18 protein-coding genes are annotated in these 17,883 nt (G+C 40.1%); 5 read left to right on the forward strand and 13 right to left on the reverse strand.

The window, feature by feature from the left end; genetic code table 11:
- Nucleotide 1: 1 nt before the first annotated feature.
- Together GTQ34_RS05000 and GTQ34_RS05005 are read left to right on the forward strand one after the other, a co-directional pair.
- Nucleotides 2-1,102: an AI-2E family transporter gene (locus GTQ34_RS05000; RefSeq protein ID WP_166522641.1), complete on the forward strand. Its 1,101-nt coding sequence runs from the start codon at nucleotides 2-4 to the stop codon at nucleotides 1,100-1,102.
- Between the two features lie 85 nt (nucleotides 1,103-1,187).
- A complete protein-coding gene (locus tag GTQ34_RS05005; protein ID WP_313790405.1) occupies nucleotides 1,188-2,288 on the forward strand; it encodes a class I SAM-dependent methyltransferase in 1,101 nt (366 codons plus the stop codon).
- Here the strand turns inward: GTQ34_RS05005 and GTQ34_RS05010 are convergent.
- The 12 genes from GTQ34_RS05010 to GTQ34_RS05065 form a co-directional block, all read right to left on the reverse strand.
- Complete coding sequence (locus tag GTQ34_RS05010) at nucleotides 2,285-2,998, reverse strand: M15 family metallopeptidase (protein ID WP_166522643.1); 714 nt, start codon at nucleotides 2,996-2,998, stop codon at nucleotides 2,285-2,287. The genes GTQ34_RS05005 and GTQ34_RS05010 overlap by 4 nt on opposite strands.
- A gap of 4 nt (nucleotides 2,999-3,002) precedes the next feature.
- Nucleotides 3,003-3,731: a carboxylesterase family protein gene (locus GTQ34_RS05015; RefSeq protein ID WP_166522644.1), complete on the reverse strand. Its 729-nt coding sequence runs from the start codon at nucleotides 3,729-3,731 to the stop codon at nucleotides 3,003-3,005.
- A gap of 101 nt (nucleotides 3,732-3,832) precedes the next feature.
- Entirely contained in the window at nucleotides 3,833-4,282 is a 450-nt protein-coding gene (locus tag GTQ34_RS05020) for a DoxX family protein (RefSeq protein WP_166522645.1), read from the reverse strand.
- A gap of 13 nt (nucleotides 4,283-4,295) precedes the next feature.
- The gene (locus GTQ34_RS05025) at nucleotides 4,296-5,279 is read right to left on the reverse strand and encodes a S41 family peptidase (protein ID WP_166522646.1); all 984 of its coding nucleotides are present in this window, start codon (nucleotides 5,277-5,279) and stop codon (nucleotides 4,296-4,298) included.
- A gap of 64 nt (nucleotides 5,280-5,343) precedes the next feature.
- Nucleotides 5,344-6,660 (reverse strand): beta propeller repeat protein, encoded by a 1,317-nt coding sequence (locus GTQ34_RS05030; protein WP_166522647.1) that lies wholly within the window; start codon nucleotides 6,658-6,660, stop codon nucleotides 5,344-5,346.
- A gap of 10 nt (nucleotides 6,661-6,670) precedes the next feature.
- Nucleotides 6,671-7,807, reverse strand: a complete 1,137-nt coding sequence (locus GTQ34_RS05035) for a DJ-1/PfpI family protein (RefSeq protein WP_166522648.1) — start codon at nucleotides 7,805-7,807, stop codon at nucleotides 6,671-6,673.
- Nucleotides 7,808-7,919: 112 nt separating this feature from the next.
- Entirely contained in the window at nucleotides 7,920-9,113 is a 1,194-nt protein-coding gene (locus tag GTQ34_RS05040) for an FG-GAP repeat domain-containing protein (protein WP_166522649.1), read from the reverse strand.
- Nucleotides 9,110-9,706 carry a dioxygenase family protein gene (locus GTQ34_RS05045; protein WP_166522650.1) on the reverse strand — a complete coding sequence of 199 codons (597 nt, stop codon included), beginning with the start codon at nucleotides 9,704-9,706 and terminating at the stop codon, nucleotides 9,110-9,112. The genes GTQ34_RS05040 and GTQ34_RS05045 overlap by 4 nt, the downstream gene beginning before the upstream one ends.
- Entirely contained in the window at nucleotides 9,703-11,154 is a 1,452-nt protein-coding gene (locus tag GTQ34_RS05050) for an amidohydrolase family protein (RefSeq protein ID WP_166522651.1), read from the reverse strand. Before GTQ34_RS05050 ends, GTQ34_RS05045 begins: the two co-directional genes overlap by 4 nt.
- A gap of 4 nt (nucleotides 11,155-11,158) precedes the next feature.
- A complete protein-coding gene (locus GTQ34_RS05055; RefSeq protein WP_166522652.1) occupies nucleotides 11,159-12,685 on the reverse strand; it encodes a serine hydrolase domain-containing protein in 1,527 nt (508 codons plus the stop codon).
- Between the two features lie 36 nt (nucleotides 12,686-12,721).
- Nucleotides 12,722-14,716 carry a M13 family metallopeptidase gene (locus tag GTQ34_RS05060; protein WP_166522653.1) on the reverse strand — a complete coding sequence of 665 codons (1,995 nt, stop codon included), beginning with the start codon at nucleotides 14,714-14,716 and terminating at the stop codon, nucleotides 12,722-12,724.
- 139 nt (nucleotides 14,717-14,855) lie between these two features.
- Nucleotides 14,856-15,707: a helix-turn-helix domain-containing protein gene (locus GTQ34_RS05065; protein WP_166522654.1), complete on the reverse strand. Its 852-nt coding sequence runs from the start codon at nucleotides 15,705-15,707 to the stop codon at nucleotides 14,856-14,858.
- A 104-nt stretch (nucleotides 15,708-15,811) separates the two neighbouring features.
- Between GTQ34_RS05065 and GTQ34_RS05070 the strand changes: the two genes are divergently transcribed.
- On the forward strand, nucleotides 15,812-16,624 hold the full coding sequence (locus tag GTQ34_RS05070) for a LolA-like protein (RefSeq protein ID WP_166522655.1): 813 nt from the start codon (nucleotides 15,812-15,814) through the stop codon (nucleotides 16,622-16,624).
- A 129-nt stretch (nucleotides 16,625-16,753) separates the two neighbouring features.
- Here GTQ34_RS05070 and GTQ34_RS05075 read toward each other — a convergent pair whose 3' ends face one another.
- Entirely contained in the window at nucleotides 16,754-16,948 is a 195-nt protein-coding gene (locus GTQ34_RS05075) for a cold-shock protein (protein WP_166522656.1), read from the reverse strand.
- 495 nt (nucleotides 16,949-17,443) lie between these two features.
- Between GTQ34_RS05075 and GTQ34_RS05080 the strand changes: the two genes are divergently transcribed.
- Together GTQ34_RS05080 and GTQ34_RS05085 are read left to right on the forward strand one after the other, a co-directional pair.
- On the forward strand, nucleotides 17,444-17,638 hold the full coding sequence (locus tag GTQ34_RS05080) for an alpha/beta fold hydrolase (RefSeq protein ID WP_166522657.1): 195 nt from the start codon (nucleotides 17,444-17,446) through the stop codon (nucleotides 17,636-17,638).
- Nucleotides 17,635-17,772 carry a hypothetical protein gene (locus GTQ34_RS05085; RefSeq protein WP_166522658.1) on the forward strand — a complete coding sequence of 46 codons (138 nt, stop codon included), beginning with the start codon at nucleotides 17,635-17,637 and terminating at the stop codon, nucleotides 17,770-17,772. Before GTQ34_RS05080 ends, GTQ34_RS05085 begins: the two co-directional genes overlap by 4 nt.
- Nucleotides 17,773-17,883: the final 111 nt, after the last annotated feature.

A 17,883-nucleotide genomic window follows, 5' to 3' on the forward strand; every position in this document is an offset into this window, starting at 1 on the left:
TATGAATTCGAGAATCATTGCCAATGGTATCCTAAGGGCCGTGGCCATTATTGTGGGTATTGTCCTTTTAGGCTATTTTCTGTATGCCGTAAAATCAGTATTGGCCTATTTGGCCATTGCGGTTGTCATAGCGTTGTTGGGCAGACCTATAGTGCTCTTTTTAAGGCGAAAGTTGAAGTTTCCCAATACACTGGCCGTAATTGCGACCATGATTTTCATGCTAACCATATTTCTCGGTATTTTGGCTTTGTTCATTCCGCTGATTTCAGAACAGAGTAGAAACCTTTCGTTATTGGATATCGAGGCATTAAAAGCAGATGTCAATACACTTTATATTCAAATTCTAGATTACTTTGGCGCCACTTCGGGCAGTGTTACAGATTTGATAGAGGATTCCAAAATTGAGGAAAGTGTTCTCCAAGAATTGGATCTGGGTTTTATACCTGATTTTTTGAACTCATTCGTGAATATTTTGAGCAACTTCAGCGTCGGCCTTTTTTCGGTGCTGTTTATTTCATTCTTCTTTTTAAAGGATAGCAAACTATTTCAAAACGGTATGTTGACCTTTATTCCAGACAATAAAGAAAGTGGTGTTGTTAAATCCATTGACAAAATCAATGGGCTCCTTTCCAGATATTTTGCTGGAATTTTGTTGCAACTGTTCATTCTATTCGTCATTTACACCATTGCACTTTTGATTGTTGGAGTAGAAAATGCAATTGTTATCGCTTTCCTTTGTGCCTTGTTCAACATCATTCCCTACATCGGTCCAATTATAGGGGGTGTCATTATGATAACCCTCACCATGACCAGTTTTTTGGGAGCAGATTTCAGTACTGTGATTTTGCCAAAAGCACTCTACGTTTTCATCGGTCTGGTCATAGGTCAACTCATTGATAATTTCTTTTCTCAACCGTTTATTTTTTCAACGAGCGTAAAATCACACCCACTGGAAATCTTCCTCATCATTATCATCGCTGGTTTATTGTTTGGTGTGGTGGGCATGGTGGTGGCTGTACCAGGTTATACCGCAATAAAAGTGGTTCTGCAAGAGTTTCTTGCCGAATATTCTTTCGTAAAAAAATTGACCAAAAACTTATAGTGTCAGTTTGAATAAATTGTTATTAAATACTGGTGTTCAATATTTTATAAAAAATTTTAGTGAGTCTGACACCTTGTCAGTCTTATTGAAAAAACCAATTTTTGAGGGTATTTCCCAGAAAGAGTTGGTAGCGCAATTGGAAGCTCGAAAAAAATGCAAGGAAAAGCTGCCCACTTGGTTCAATACCGAAAATATTTATTATCCCAACAAACTGAATATTGAGCAAAGTAGTTCCGAAATTACTGCACAATACAAGGCTGATTTAATTGAAGGAAAATCACTTTTGGACCTAACTGGGGGGTTCGGTGTGGACACCTATTACTTTGCCAAAAAAATAAATCGAGTGGTACACGTAGAACTGAATCCCGATTTAAGTGCTATTGCTGCCCATAATTTTAATGTATTGGGAAGCGAAAATGTAACCTGTGTTTCAAACGACGGGATTGCATTTTTGAACCAAACCAAGAATTCTTTTGACTGGATCTATGTGGACCCATCTCGTAGAGATGATGTGAAGGGCAAGGTCTTTTTACTGAAAGATTGCCTGCCAAACCTCCCTCAACAACTCCCCCTTATTTTTAAACATACGGAAAATGTTTTGGTGAAGACCTCTCCGCTATTGGACATCAAACGGGTTATAAGTGAATTGAGTTTTGTGAAAGAAGTTCATGTTGTAGCCTTGCGGAATGAAGTAAAGGAACTGCTCTTTACATTAGAACGCGATTATTTGGGTTCGGTTGTCATCAAAGCGGTTAATCTGAGGGTCAAGAACAATGTGGAGTTCAGTTTTATATGGGAGGAAGAAGCTGCAGCCAAAATAAATATGGGAATACCCGATCAATATTTGTATGAGCCCAATGCGGCCATTTTAAAATCAGGAGGGTTTAAATTGGTTGGTGAGAAATTTGGTGTGAAAAAGCTGCATCACCACTCGCATCTGTACACAGCTTCTGAACGGATTGATTTTCCTGGAAGACGATTTAAGATAGTTCAAGTTCACCCATACTCAAAAAGTCATTTGAAGCATCTTGAGAAGAAAAAAGCCAACATCACTAAAAGAAACTTTCCCATATCGGTAGCTGCAATTCGTAAGAAGCACAAAATTAAGGATGGAGGTGAAATATATCTATTTTTCACCACTGACCTCAATGATGATTTGATAGTTCTGGAATGCAACAAGATTTAATTGGTGCACTCCCATTTGAAATCGGCAACGGGGTCATTGGATGCCGCTGAAAGATTGTAGTGCCACCATTCTGTTCTTATGGACCAAAAACCATGCGCCTCCATGGTTTCTTTTAAGAGTTTTCTGTTTTCCAAAACTTCTTCAGGCAGATCAAGGTTGTCATGATACGCCCTTTTTCCAAAAAAATCAAAATCCGTTCCCATATCCAATTCGTTTCCTTCCAAATCAACCAAAGTAATATCCACGGCTCCCCCTTTGTTGTGAATAGAGCCTTTTACCGGGTTTGCCACATATTGCGGATTGGGTACAATTTTCCACATTTTGTGCTGCACGGAATTGGGGCGATAACAATCAAAAAACTTGATTTTGACTCCTTTTTGCATAAAATCTATGTTGGCAGCAATAAGCGCTTTGGCGGTTTTTACACGGGTATAGCATTCTGCACAGTCATATACCTTGGCCTTTAAAAAATTGTTCTCGGTGGCATAGCGCATATCATATGTAAAATCTTCACTGAAATCGGCCAACCGAACAAACGTTGTATCTGAAAGATTTTCAAATGTCTTTAATCTGGTTTCCATTTCCGGCTCCTCTTGGGCTACAACTTGCGTAGAAACCGTTTTTTTTGGAACAGGTTCTTTTGTTGTCACTTCTTTCCCTCGGCATCCTAAAATGAAAAGGGCAATATAGGCGTGCTTCAAATACTTCATGATATTAATCTTTCCTTTGTTGCTGCGCCAACCACGTATAGAGCGAATCTGTGGTGTAGGCTCTTCCCCATGAGTTGTGACCAACATCTTTATAGCGTGAATAGCGCACATCATATCCCATTTGATTTAGCTTTCTTACCATTTTATCTGATTCTCCTACATCGATAATTTCGTCTTTATCACCATGAAAAACCCAAATGGGCATTTCCTTATCAATCCAATGGGCATAAGGCACGGGAGCCATGCCACATACTACTGCCAATGCTGCAAATTTTTTGGGATATTGCGTGACCATTTCCCAAGCGGCACTTCCTCCCCGACTGAGGCCGGAAAGATAAATTCGCTTTTTGTCCACCCGATTAGACTCCACAACCTCATCCAAAAGAGCCGCAACCGCATGTATGTTCCACCATTTTCTTGTATGTGGATTTTGTGGCGCCAACACCAAGAAGGGAAACTGCTTGCCTTCCACCAACAGCTTGGGAGGGCCATTTTTTTTGATATCTTCCAATTCCCCTCCGGACTCACCTCCGCCATGCAAGAAAAGTAACAGTCCAAATTCAGACTCGGGATTCGCCTCATATTCTTCAGGATAATACAGATAATACCTCAGATTTTCATGGGTCACAGTTTGTATATAATCTTCAACCAATCGGGATTGTGCCGAACATGCCTGTAAAAGAAAAATACTACTTAGAAAAAAGGATTCTGCAAAAATTTGAGACCATCGCATGGTCTAAGGTACAAAAGAATGTGTTTTTGAATTATCTGATTTCAAAGCCAAAATCAAAAAGTAGCATGAAGTATGTAAATCAGCTTGTTTAGACTTTAATCCTATTTTCTGGACAACCGACCATCCAAAGACCATTTACCTCCACCCCTCAAAACTAGAACGAGCAAAATCGACAAAACAAGTATGTGGTATTCGAAACCTTCTCCAACTTGAGGTTGCATATACCAGTTCATATAAAAACCCCATCGCCAATGAACCAGATAGATAGCGCCTAACATGATAATGCCAATCAAAATGGCCCAAAACCGTGTTAAGAGCCCTAAAATCATCAAAGTTGCCCCTATGGATTCTATAAATATCACCAAATAAGTGAGGACGGATGGAAGTCCCCACCATTGATGCCATGCATCAACGGTCCATTCAGGACCATGGCCGCCCCAAATTCCAAAAAGTTTTTGCGCTCCGTGAGCGGAAATAACCACTCCCAAGATTACCCTCAAAACTAAAGGGGTGAAATCATTGGAATCTGTTTTAAGTACACTTCTAAACATGGTGAACTACTAATTACTTCTCATTTATCAATGCCATGACTCTGTCTAAAGCTTCATCTGCAGAAACTTCAAAATGAGGTTTAACCCCGATTCCCTCCCAATTGGTTCCAGTAATGGGATTGATGGCCCTGCCCACAGGAATCAACACCTGAATTTCCTTATTCACCTCCATGGGTTGAACCGGATGTGCCGCACCTCCCGTGAGCTCACCTACCAAAGTTCCACGTTTTAAATGCTTTATATCATAGGCAAATTCCTCCCCGCAACTAAAGGTGGTGCTGCCCGTTAGAACGTATACCGGAGTATTTGGCATTCTCTTACCTGGCACTTTGTCCAAGGTGTACGTCTGGTCATATTGATCCATTGGGCGAAAATAAAATGTATTCAAGTGTATCTTTTGGTTCTCAGGATACAAGTATGTAACCAGATAATTCAACATTTCGGGATCTCCCCCCTTACAGTTCCGCACGTCAAATATGATTGCTTTACAATCTTGAAGTTTCTCCATGGCCTTGGCTGCCGCTAGGGCCGCCCCTTTGTTCATGTTAATGGGAAAAAAGAATGTAATTTCCAAAAGGCCAATATTACCTTCCAGAACCTCCACCTTGGTAAGTCCAAAATTTTCAAGATTCTTGAAAAAATCAGTCATGGGGTTCTCCGGTGTATCCCTTTTCCCCTCTATTTGTTTCTTCACGATGAAATTTACATGTTTGTCATTGGTGATAAAGAGTATGTCCTTTCTTAATTGGTCCGTGAGGCTATCAATTGCCTCAAATCTATCATAAACCCCCTCTTGTTGCCTTTGGGCAAGGTACTGCTTCACTTCCTTTCCTTTTTCAGGAAAAACATAATTTTTGTTGAAGAGTTCGCCTGTTTTTTCCACCACAGTATTCACATGAACCTTAGAAAGTATGGCGTTTTGCCCATCTGCACTTGGCAGATGGGCGAAAACCATAATCAAACAAACAACCAAATAGTTTTTATAACCAAGTTTCATTTTTGCTGTTTTTTTTGAAGGTGTTGATTATCATTCATGAGCAGTAAAAAGAACATTTACATAGTCAGCCTATTTTAATTCGACATGTTTGTAGTTTAAAAATTCCTGACCTACTATCGCTCCAAATCAATTGAAAACTACCATCGGCCCGTGTTGTTATTCCCAAATAATGACCACCTCCAATAAATTTATTGGCCACATCGGCATTGGCTTGTGTTCGAGGATTAGAGCTAACCTTGCTAACACGAACAGGACGCTGAAAGCTTACTCCACCATCCTTGGATATGGCAAAGTAAACATCATAAGCTTTTTGGTCCGTTGAGTGCTGGCCATCTACCCATGATATGCCGACAACACCGTCTTTATTGACAGCTACGCTGGCCACATTGGCTTTACTGGGTAAACCATTTTTAAAGAGGTCCACTCTTTTTTCTTTCGTCCATGTCTTCCCTTTATCCATAGAAAAGTTCAACCACACCCCTTCGGAACTAGAACCATCCGCAACCGCCCTCACAAAGTAAATTCTATTCTGAAACTTTGAATTGAGATTGGTATCTGCGGCCATTCTGGAATATCCCCTGCCCAGCTTTGGGTTGTCAGAAATTATGTAAGTGTCAGATATTCTGTCAGTATTGGGATTGTATACATTGGCCCAAATTTTTTCGCTGCCGTGCATTGTGGGGATCACCACCGAACCATCTGTGAGTATGGCCGGTTCACAAAAGTTCAATCGCTTACCATTTCCCCTTATGGAAATAACCTCCTCAAAGGGTCCCTGTTTCTTGGATTCATACAAAACCACATCCGCCCCCATATCCGCATTAAAACGAACGGTGGTCAAATAAAAGGCATCATTAAAACCGACCAACTTGGTACCGTCATGCCCGTGACCAAAACCATTGAAAACCTGCATTTCGCTTAACCAACTCCTGCCCCCATCGTCTGATGAAAAAATCTGTAACGGAAATTGATGCTTGAAAACCGTAGGCGTGCCCAACCAACTCATAGTTGTTGTTCCATTATCCAGCATGGCGACCCAAGGATCGTACCCCCAATAATCATGTGCAGTCTCTTCCCATGTTTTGCCTCCATCGTTACTGAAAAAACTGGAGAGTCTGCAGCTTTGGTAGGGTCTATCCACATCGGTAACCACCATGGCCGCTGCCACAAGTAGGCGATTGTTTTCAGGATGGGCAGCAATGGTCGGCTCCACCAAAGGGAGGTTTTCAAACTGTGATGGAACGGGTATGTTCTTTTCAGGTCTGGCCTCGATTGCGTTATCCAGTTTGACATGTGTTAGAGCATTTTGGGCCTTTCCCATACAACCCGAAAGCACCAAAACCATGGTCCAAATTATACTGTTTTTAAATGAAAAATTCATGATTCTCATTTTAGAATGAATAATTTTCGACTCTTTTGGCGCTCAGGGAAGCTTCATATATTCCGTCCACGTTTCTTAACTTCAAAACTATTTTGCCCTTTCCCAGATTTGGGTGTTCGTAAACTCCCTCCAATAAATCTTTTTGTTTGGACTCCCAATCAAAATTTGGTAGTTTCTGAAATTCTGCCTCCATTAAACCCATAAACCCATCAATTTCGACGCCCTTCCAGAGCAAATATTTAAACTCCCACGCATTCATATCCCCATCGGAATAATGGTATTTTGTAGCAAATCTTCTTACCAAATTCCCCATTGTTATGATGTAGTTGTCCGCCAACTGGGACCTTGCATAGTCGTTTCTACGTTTCCAAGGATATTCCATACGGTTGGCAATATCCTGTGCCAGTCCCAACCCATAATATTTTGCCACTACTTCAAAGGAAGCATCAATACCGGAAGAAAGTCCAGAGGACGTGATGACATGTCCATTGTTCGCATACTTAACATTATCGAGGACTTTTACTTTTGGAAATTGCGCCCTTAGATTAGGTATCAAGGAAGCAAAGGTCGTAGCCTCGTTACCATCCAAAATTCCTGCCAATCCCAAAAAAAAGGCCCCGCTACAAACCGAGAACATGGTGTCCGTTCGGGCATCCCTTGTTCTTAACCAATTCACAATATCATTATCTTGATTACTTTCTGCAGGGCCTCCTCCTGGAACCATGATTATATCAACATCGGGAAGTGATTCAAAAGTATGGTCGGGAGCTAATTTCATATACATCCCAATCTGTTTGGGTTTCTCATCCTTAGCCACAGTTATGATGTTGAATCCAGCATGTTCAAATACAGACATAGGGCCTGTTACATCCATAATGTCGGCCCCATTAAAAAGCACTATGGCTGCCGTTCTTCTCGACATTGACGTTCTTGGTTTGTTTTCCATACCTTTTAATTGGGTAGTATAGGCCATATTGCACTCGGAGCAAATACCGGGTGCATCAAAATGCTCCCCATCTTGTGTACATCCACAGGGCGGACAAACATATTTTACTGTGTATTTTTGTGGTGAACTTGCGAACAAGTCTTGCCCATTTCCTTGAAAAGTCAATGTAATCATGGTCAGTACTAGAAGTGCTTTTTTCATGCTTGTGGAACTAGTTTATAGCGAACTTAGGCCCACATATTCTTTATGAATTGTATAATTTAGACATTAACCAATCGTTAACAACGATTGTATGGGCTAGAAAAAGAGTGGGTCAATCTTGTAGCAGCAATATATCACTTGCCCTAAAGCAGCCAATGAAAATATCCAATTTACCATCCCCGTTGAAGTCAGCAATCTCAGTATCCACGCCATCACCTTTTACTACCCCGAAAGCGGTTTTTGTAATATCCTGAAAGTAACCTTTGCCGTCGTTCTGAAATAGTTTGGGGCCGACATGGGTGAGCAAAACCAAATCCAAATCGCCATCGGCATCCAAATCAGAGAACGTTCCATCAATTATGCTGTACTCTTTGGTAAAACCAAGACGTTCCGCCGTTTCATCTGCAAACCTGTTTCCTTTACCCTTATTGACCAGCAAGCGCTGAATGGGTTCCACCTGCTGAAACATGTAGACATTGGCAAAGTAAACATCATAATCTCCATCGTTATCTATATCAGCAAAAGTCGCTTCGCGGGTTTCATCAAGTAAAGATTCCTCTTCAAAGTAATCCGAGGTCGCATCAGAAAACTTACCCTGACCGTTGTTCAATAGCAAACGATTTGCCTTTTCATTTGCCACTATAACATCCAAATCACCATCATTATCAAAATCTACAGCTTGCAGGTCTTGGGTAATATCGTTTGTAGTTGGCAATCTATCCATGGTCTCATCAACAAACTTTCCGTTGGTGTTTTTCAGGTAGTTGTTCTGTCCATTGTTTCCAACAATGATGTCCATCCATCCATCGTTGTCAAAGTCACCGGCCAAAACACCATTGGAGACTCCTTGTGCCGGAAATTCTTTTGTGTTGTCTTCGAAATGTCCGTTACCCTTGTTCAGGTAGAATTCATTCACCTTATCATCTTCGGTAACAAAAATTAAATCCAGGTCGCTATCATTATCGAAATCTTCCAAAGCGATGTCCTCGGTGTCATGATAGGGATAATAGGGATATGGTTTTGATGCTTGAACGGCCTCTATGTCCGGAAGCCTAAAGCTATCGTTAGAAAATTTCCCATTTCCGTCATTAACCAAAATGATGTTCTTGTAAAATTCAACAGCTACCACAACATCCAAATCACCATCACCATCAATATCACCCACTTTGGCATCCATCGAGTTTCTTTCAGATTGTGAAATACTGGGGAGATTTTGTTCTGTTTTGTTGGTAAACGAAAGTTGCTGAGCGTGATTGAACCAGCAAATCAAAGAAAACAGTATCAATAATTGGGTAGACTTTTTCATATGTTTTTTGGCTTTATGGCCAAATTAAATGTGACTTTCAGCTCCCCTTTTTCATTTGTGGTCGGAGTCATGGCTCTTTTCATTCCGCGATTGCGAATCACAAAAAAATCACTCTTCAATTTTTCGTCGCCAGCAAAATAGAGCTGTGTCGTTAATTCTTGATATCCCTCCGCTCTAACTTTATAGTGGATATGTTTTGGCCTGTCCAAACCACCATCCCGATATCCCTTTGGGAGCAGGGTTTTGTATTCATAGAACCCATTGTCATCAGTCCTCAACCTTCCTCTGAAAAGAAATGTATCAGAATTAAGATCATATTGGCCTTTGGGACTGGCATGCCAAATATCAATTGTGGCATTTTTCACTGGCTCGATACATTTTTTTCCAAAGACATGTCCTTGAACATATAAGATTGTACCCTTTTCTTTATATCCTTCGGCCAAATTAAGGCGTTTTGGCGCTCCCTTTCTAAAAAAAGGACCCTCTACATCAGCATCTGTAAAACACGTTTTTTTCTGTCCACTTTTTCCAAATGCGAAAAAAGGAAGTGACAATCCAACTAAAAAGCTTTTTAAAAAGTCTTTCCGTTTCATGATCCGGTATTGATTTTTTGAATGCTTTTCTTTATCTCAAAGATTTTTTCCGAATCAAACACCCGACCATCCCGAATTACATTGCTTATGCTCCTGATGGCATTAATATCCTCCAGTGGGTTACCTTCCAGTAGTACCAAATCAGCCCTTTTTCCTTCGGAAACAGTTCCGTATTCCTCAGTAATCTCAAAAAACAAAGCTGGGTTTAAAGTCGCTGTCTTCAGGGCTTCCGCTGGAGTAAGTCCAGCTTCTACAAGGGCCTCCAGTTCGTTGTGCACCCCAACTCCTGGATGACAAAGTGGATTTGCTCCCACATCCGTACCGGCCAACAACAACACCCCTTTGTCGTTCATATTCTTGACCATTTCCTGATAAAGCTGATATAGTCGTTGCTTTGTTTTTATAAAATCCGTATTGTCCCTAAATTGAAGATGATCGTTGTGTTCGGGTGTCCAATATGCTTGTAAATAAGGTGGAAGTAGCTCTGTTAGCTCTAGGTCTCTCCCCCACTCTTGCTCGTACCAAGCATTTTTATACCACATGCTCAACGTGGGACAATGCCAAATTCCTTGTTCTTTAAAGATGGAATAGAGCGAGTCTGCTTTAAACCCATCAAAGGTTTTAAGCCTAAAATCATTGATTTTGTTTGAGCGTTCTATTCGATTTTCAATGCTGCCGAGTTTTTTCAAAAATTGCTCATCCGGTTTATCCGCGCATTCCTTGAGTATCTCCAGTAAATGCTCTTGGCTTTTCATGCCAGTGGCTGCCGCTTCAGATGGGAGCACCGTAAAAGGAACGTGCCCTACAAACGGAAAATCAATTTCCTGGGCATATCTACTGAGTTCAAGATAAGTTTCCCGTGGAAGCAACGAATACACCTTTAAAAAATCCACACCTTCGTGAATCAGTGAATCCACGACATATTTGACCTGTTCGGGACCTGCTATGCCCACTGAACCGTCCCACATGGGATTGGGGCCATCCAATAAAGGACCCCCTGCAAAAATTTTGGGGACCAGCAACTCTCCATTGGCATATTTACTCTGCCAACGTTTCACCAAATTAAGATCGCCACCCATATCCCTAATACCGGTTACCCCGTTGACGACAAAAAGTGGGAGTAATCTTTCCTTTTCTTCTTCTTTAGGATTCATGCGCCAAACCTCTGGGTCATCGGGATGTGCATGCATGTCCCATAAACCAGGGATGATGTACTTACCCTCCCCGTCTATGTGGCTTTGCTTTGCATAGTTTGCGGTATTGGAGGGGCGAATACTTGCAATATGATCCCCATCTATAAGGATATCCTGTGTGGGAAGGATTTTGCCTGTTTTAACATCAACAATATTGATGTTTGAAATCAAGGTGTCCCCGATTAGTTTTTCCTTTTCTTGACAAGCAGATGCCAAGAGCCCAATTAACAGGCAATACAATATTTTGACTCTCATATGCTCAACTTGAATGGTCAGTAATCATCAGCCATTTCCCATTAATTTTTTTCATGTTGACGGAAAACCATCCTCTTGCCAAATCTTCCCTATCCGGAAACCTGAGGTTAAATCTTCCTGTCACGAAATATAGGTTATCGCTCAGTCTTCGTGTGTTGATGTTATCAAAATACAGCTTTCCCATCCTTTCCTTTGGAAAATACTTGCGATAATTTCCAATAATATTGTCATATCCATATGTTATTCCCCCTCGGGAAGCTGTTTGAATGTGTTCGGTGGTAGCATACGCTTCCATATAGCATGCTATATCAGCGTTGTTCCAACATGCTTCTTGTTTTTTAAAATTCTGCCTAATCTTGTAATCATCTATTTCATCCAAATGTCCCTCTATAACTTGTTCTAAATCGAACAAAAATTGCTGCAAATAGGCATACGCCCCGTCATAATTTACTTGGATGGCCAGTGCATATTGACGATTTTTGGAATATTCCACATGAGAGACATATCCTGGAAAAAAACCAGAATGTCCGTATCGGGTATCCTCGTTTTTGCTCCAAACAAAGCTCCCCAATCCATATCCCTGATCATAGGGCTGACCTGTAGCCATATTTACAGCGGATGTGAGCAAATCTTTAGTTTCCTGATTTAAATAGTCACCTTCATGAATAAACTTTACCATTTTTGTCAAATCAGAGGGAGTTGTGGCAAAACCACCCCCGGTCCATTCAAAGGCGGGATGCACAAGCAACTCTCCAGTATCGCCCATTACTTTTTCAGGCAATTGAAACGGATTTTGAGGACCGATATATCCTTGCACCAACCCCGCTATTCTTCGGTCAACGGCAGGAAGCGTATTTTTTAGGTGAAGCGGTTGTAGCAATTCTGTATCCACTAAAGCATAAATATCTTCTCCGGTCATTTGTTCAATGATAAGACCCAGTAAAATATAATTGGTATCCGAATAAGCCCAGCCAGCACCCACTGGATGCACCGCAGGCTTGTTTGCGATTGATTGAATACACTGTTCGGGGTCTCTTTTCTCCAGGGGGTCCTTTAAAAACTCTTGTAAAAACTCCGGCTGAAACAGATGTCGAGGCAGTCCCGAAGTATGGTTCAATAGATTAATTATTTTGATTTCTGAGTGGTTTGGAAAAGTGTTGAACCATTCCCTATCTCCCAAATATTTTGATGCGAGATCGTCAAGGTTCAATTTTCCATCTTGTACCATATTCAAGGCCAAAGTGCTGAAGAAAATTTTGCCCACACTGCCAGACAGCATTTTGCTATCCACTTGCATCGGTAGTTTTTGTTGTCTGTCTTGATAACCTGCTGCCAGATTGATTTGATGTTCGTCATCAAAAAGCAGGGAAAATGTGATTCCTGGCAATTCGTTTTCAACAACAATGGAATTCAATTCTTTTTGAAGTTCTGAACTTAGTTCAGTATAAAAGTCTTGGGCGATTGTTGCCTGGTAAAACAGTAAAATGACAAAGCATCCCAAAAAGACAGTTATGCGGTTCCTTATTTTCATGAAGTTAATTTTGGTTAGAATAAAACTGTTTATCGGCTACCAAATCTCTACCGTTTCTTCGCGTCTCATTTTGGTCCCTTTGGGAATATCAAAGGCCTTAAAAAACTCCTCAAAATTGGAGAGGGTCCCATTGGTCCGAAATTCTCCTGGGGAATGTGGGTCGGTCTTCACTTGATTCGCCAACACATTGTCCCTAAACTTAATCCTCCACATTTTGGCATAGGCTATAAAAAAGCGTTGCGCATCGGTAAGTCCATTAATAACTTTAGGACCTTTTCTTTTTTGGTTGAGTTTCATCGCTTCAAAGGCAATGGCCATCCCACCCAAATCACCAATGTTTTCTCCCAGGGTAAGTTTTCCATTTATACTTATGGAATCCAGTACTTTGTACTCATTGAATTGCTCTTCGATTTTTTGGGCCCGCTGTTCAAACTTCTCGCGATCTTCTGTGGTCCACCATGATTTTAGGTTCCCTTCCGCATCGTAAAGACTACCTTTATCGTCAAACCCATGTGAAATCTCATGTCCAATAATCACACCTGCGGAACCAAAGTTGGTGGCATCGTCTGCTTCATAATCAAAAAATGGTGGGTTTAGTATTCCCGCCGGGAATACTATCTCGTTGCGGGTAGGTGAATAATAGGCATTCACGGTAGGTGGTGTCATTCCCCAATAATTGGGGTCAATCGATTCTCCAACTCTGTTGATTTCCCTGTTAAAGTTGAATTCTGTGGAACGTACTATGTTTCCAAAATAATCATCAGCTTTAATTTCCAAGTTGGAGTAGTCCAACCATCTATCCGGATAGCCCATTTTTACACCGATATTTCCCAACTTATGTTGTGCTGCTGCTTTTGTGGCTTGCGACATCCAATCATAGCCATCAATCCGATTGGACAAGGCTTCTTTTAGTCCAGCTACCAATTCGAGCATTTTATCCTTGTTCTTTTTTGGAAAGTGTTTTTCTACATAGAGTTTGCCCAGGGGTTGACCAACATTGCCGTTCAACGTTCCCAAGACCGTTTTCCATCGGGGTTGTTGTTTTGGGGTACCGTAAAAAACCGTTTGGTAAAAATGAAACTGTTGGTCCCTAAAACTCTTGGACAAATAAGTACCTGTGCTCTGTAATAGTTTCCATTGCGTGTAATTTTTCCAATCCTCCACAGTATAGTCCTGTAGCATACGATCAAAAACAGCAATGAACTCTGGTTCTTGAACAATTGCGTATTCCATGTCGTCTTCAATACCCAAGGCCTGAAAATAGCCAGGCCAATCTATGTTGAAGGTCATTTTCTTGAGTTCTTCCATGGTCTTCTTATTATAGCTTCGCTCACTGTCCCTTCCCTGCACCGGTGTTCTGTGAATACGTGCCATTACGGTTTCCATTTCGAAAACTTTCTTTGCTTTTTCGGTCTCCTTACCTTCATTGATCCCTGCTAATTGGAACATTTTGGTAATATGCGCCACATATTCTTTTCTTATGTTTTCGTATTTTTCATTATCCTCCAAATAATATGCACGATTACCCATTCCCAAGCCGGACTGGGCGATATATAAGGCATAAACAACGCTGTTTTTTTCATCTGGACTGGCCCATACATAAAATGGTGCCTGTATACCCATGGCATAGAACTTTGGTATAAGGTCCAAGTAATCTTTTATGGACTGTATTTCCCCTATTTGCTTCAAGTAGGTCAATAATGGTTGCTTACCCAAAGCCTCGAGAGCCATAGTGTCCATACCACTGTTGTAAAAATCCCTAACAATTTGTTTTTCTGAGCCTTTGCCGAGATTAACACTATTTGTTTGAAGACTGGTTAATATTTCCTTGAGATAGTCTTGGTTGTTTTGATACACCTCATGGAAGCTTCCCCATGAACCATATTCATCTGGAATCTCGGTATTGTTTATCCAAGCTTGGTTTACATAGGTGTAAAAATCTTCGGAGGGTTCCACCTTGGTGATTTGAGCGTTCAACAAGCAAAAACTGAAGCTCAGTAACAGAATGCACATTCTTCTATTTACAACCATAATCTATCTTCGTTTATTTAGTGTTTTTTACCCTTTTAGATCTGACTTCGTTGGGCATTTGACGCACTATGGGTAAGCGTCGTTGATTCGTTTCAATAATACGGTGGGTATTGGGAGCATAATTGTAAAAATTAGACAATCATTCAATCCATCGTTTAGAAATCATAGCCATCAATATCTTTTCTGAAGATGATAGCTCTTTGGTAAAAAACTCCTTTGGGGTAAGATTTGAGAAGGTCTTGAACTCACGGATAAAATGGGACTGATCAAAAAAACCAACTTCATTGCCGATTTGGGTAAGATTAAGCTCTTTCAATTGGTTTTTAAGATGGATTGTTGCATTGAAACGAATTATTCGGATATAGGTTTTGGGATTTACCCCAAGATAATGTTGAAACAAACGTTCGATTTTTTTGTAGTTAAGGTTGAAGTGGGATGTTAATGAATCAAAGCGCACTTCTCCTTTTTTCTCCTTGATATGCTCAATGATAGCTACAAAAAGTAAGTAATCGGGGTTTGCATTAATCTTTGAGATACTCTGTAGCAAAAATTGCTCCACCACCTGAATTTTGTCTCCAACATTGGTTTTCTCCAATACTTTTTCCTCCAACTCCATCAGACCTTTGTCCATGACATAGTCCAATTCAACATATAGATTTTTGAAGTCTTTGGAACTATCACTCAAAAACAAGGGAAGTCCTTCGGGGTTTATTTTAATACCGAAAGATTGGGTCTTGCCGGGAGAGTAGTAATAATTGACCGATTTGGTTTTCTGTCCAAAAAGACTGGACTTTTTCAAAGTTATAGGAGGAGCCTGTGTGGGCACGTTCCTTTTTATGGAGTCTTGCGAATCAATGAACAACAATCCAAATGTGCCATCTGGCACCACCAAATCTGTAATATCTTCATATATAAATGAAGTATCTATGGTGAAGTAACTATCAATATACCTAGAGAAAAAAGCCTCTGGATAATATTCCTTAAAGTACATACGAGATCCTATCTGAAAATATAGGTGTCTAAAATGTACAATTTGTTACAGGGGTTGCTGTCTACTTTTGGTTTTCATAATAATCTGCAATACTTTAAAACTGTATGAAATTAAGGTCGCTTTTCGTAATTGCCGGTGTATCCCTTGTCCTTTTTTTGGTCTCAGCCTATTTCTTGCTTAATCCCAAAGTACCTGTCAATGTAACGGCAGGAAGTGAGGATTTCGAGAGTACGTCAGCATTGATTGAACACATAAAAAGCCAACATGCCAAAGATCACTTGAAAGCCTTCACCTTTATTCAAGAGACCGTCAGGTTCAATCAGCAAGGCTCTCCAACCGATACAACCATTTGGTACGAGGCGATTCGCTATCCCAAAGATTTTAGAATTGATTTTGGAGATCCTGAAAATGGAAATGCCAATATTAACAGGAATGACAGTATTTATGTCTTTCGAGGGAACGAGCTCGTCCACCGAGGCCCTGAAATTCAGGAGTTTCTTATACTTGAGGGTGGACTCTTCCATTATTCCGTGGAAGAAACCTTGGAACGATTGGAAAAATTGGGGGTTGATACCGATGTTTTCAGTAAATCCAATTATAAAAACAAGCCTATCTATATTATTGGTTCCACAGAAGGGAAATTGAACAAGCCCCAAATATGGTTGGATGAAGAAAAGCTATATGTGGTTAGGCGATTTAGTAAGGGAAAACAGGGAGAGCTTTATGAAGTGAATTACGATGAATTCAAAAATTTTGATGGGCATTGGATTGAAACTTGGATTGAGTTTCGAGTGGATGGCAATCTAATTCAAACAGAGCGGTATAAGGACATTGATGTGGGGCCAAGTCTTGATGATGCCGATTTTAATCCCAATCTCTTTGGAAAGCAGTATTGGTTCGATACCGAAAAATCATAATGATTCAATACACGGTTCAAGAAGTAAAATCCAGATTACTGGGACCACAATTTATAAGAAGGTACAGAACAAGAAACACAAAAAAAGCCATCAATTAAGATGGCTTTGAACTATTATGAGTAAGGTAAATTAGTCGATTAATTCAACATTAACCGCATTCATACCCTTCTGTCCTCTTTCTACCGTAAATTTTACGTTGTCGTTTTCTCTTATTTCATCAATAAGACCACTTTGATGTACAAATACATCCTCGTCAGAATCTACGGGTTTAATAAAACCAAATCCTTTGGCACTATTGAAAAATTTTACTGTTCCTTCTTGCATTACTTTATATTTATTGTTTACTATTCTTTTTAATGTTCTTTGGAAATAATTCCCAACCCTGTCCTTAGATGTTTTTTGTAGAACGTGGGCTTGTTCTCTTTGAGAACTTTAGATTTTTTGTCAATCTCTATTAATATTTAAATCTATTCGCTAAAAGTTCAAAAACAAGGAAAAGGCAAAAGGATGGATAACAAACAGAAATATATCTAAAGATGAAGACTTGTCTTTATTAAAAACAACGTCATTACTAATGTTGCTATCCTAATGTTTAGCTTAAAAATGTTTTTGCACTATTGCTAAAAAATGAAGAGAGCTTAAACGAATACTGAATCTGTGAAGACTTAACTAATCTGGGCTTTCCCAATTTTATTGATGCAAAGATAGTCTTAATTTTCCAAAATATATAAAAAAAGTGTAAAATGCAGGAAATAAGTCCATTAAAGATTAAATAAACCAATAAGTCGACCAAAACTGAATAGTATGGCTCTGCAATAGTTGGAATTCCAGAAGGAACTATCTGACAAATTTAAAGTGGTGACCTATGACAGGGCGGGTTGCGGATGGAGCGACCCATCCCCATATTCAAGAACAGCAGTAAACATTGTGGAAGAACTCAATACTGGGCTTGAAAAAATGGGAATAGGTAGATCATTTATACTTATTGGACATTCATATGGGGCCTCATCGTGAAAGCTTTTGCCAAACAGTTTCCAGAAAAGGTAAAAGTGCTTATTCTGGTTGATTCCGCTTTAGAATATCAATTCGACCATCTACCACCAATGATTTCCAACGTACTGGAAGCTGGAAAGCAGCAGTTTAAATAGATCAGATCAATGGCCCGAATGGGACACCTCAAATCAAACCACATTCCCATTGATTCTACATTGGATAAAAAATACTAGAACGCATATCAGCATAATTCTCCCAAACCTTCA

The organism is Flagellimonas ochracea (assembly GCF_009903685.1).
Lineage (GTDB): Bacteria > Bacteroidota > Bacteroidia > Flavobacteriales > Flavobacteriaceae > Flagellimonas > Flagellimonas ochracea.

Excerpts from the sequence above, each read along its gene's own strand:
- GTQ34_RS05060 (WP_166522653.1), bottom strand. The coding sequence starts at position 14,716 with ATGGTTGTAAATAGAAGAATGTGCATTCTGTTACTGAGCTTCAGTTTT.
- GTQ34_RS05030 (WP_166522647.1), bottom strand. The coding sequence starts at position 6,660 with ATGAATTTTTCATTTAAAAACAGTATAATTTGGACCATGGTTTTGGTG.
- GTQ34_RS05020 (WP_166522645.1), bottom strand. The coding sequence starts at position 4,282 with ATGTTTAGAAGTGTACTTAAAACAGATTCCAATGATTTCACCCCTTTA.
- GTQ34_RS05055 (WP_166522652.1), bottom strand. The coding sequence starts at position 12,685 with ATGAAAATAAGGAACCGCATAACTGTCTTTTTGGGATGCTTTGTCATT.
- GTQ34_RS05075 (WP_166522656.1), bottom strand. The coding sequence starts at position 16,948 with ATGCAAGAAGGAACAGTAAAATTTTTCAATAGTGCCAAAGGATTTGGT.
- GTQ34_RS05000 (WP_166522641.1), top strand. The coding sequence starts at position 2 with ATGAATTCGAGAATCATTGCCAATGGTATCCTAAGGGCCGTGGCCATT.
- GTQ34_RS05045 (WP_166522650.1), bottom strand. The coding sequence starts at position 9,706 with ATGAAACGGAAAGACTTTTTAAAAAGCTTTTTAGTTGGATTGTCACTT.
- GTQ34_RS05050 (WP_166522651.1), bottom strand. The coding sequence starts at position 11,154 with ATGAGAGTCAAAATATTGTATTGCCTGTTAATTGGGCTCTTGGCATCT.
- GTQ34_RS05010 (WP_166522643.1), bottom strand. The coding sequence starts at position 2,998 with ATGAAGTATTTGAAGCACGCCTATATTGCCCTTTTCATTTTAGGATGC.
- GTQ34_RS05025 (WP_166522646.1), bottom strand. The coding sequence starts at position 5,279 with ATGAAACTTGGTTATAAAAACTATTTGGTTGTTTGTTTGATTATGGTT.
- GTQ34_RS05015 (WP_166522644.1), bottom strand. The coding sequence starts at position 3,731 with ATGCGATGGTCTCAAATTTTTGCAGAATCCTTTTTTCTAAGTAGTATT.
- GTQ34_RS05065 (WP_166522654.1), bottom strand. The coding sequence starts at position 15,707 with ATGTACTTTAAGGAATATTATCCAGAGGCTTTTTTCTCTAGGTATATT.
- GTQ34_RS05035 (WP_166522648.1), bottom strand. The coding sequence starts at position 7,807 with ATGAAAAAAGCACTTCTAGTACTGACCATGATTACATTGACTTTTCAA.
- GTQ34_RS05070 (WP_166522655.1), top strand. The coding sequence starts at position 15,812 with ATGAAATTAAGGTCGCTTTTCGTAATTGCCGGTGTATCCCTTGTCCTT.
- GTQ34_RS05040 (WP_166522649.1), bottom strand. The coding sequence starts at position 9,113 with ATGAAAAAGTCTACCCAATTATTGATACTGTTTTCTTTGATTTGCTGG.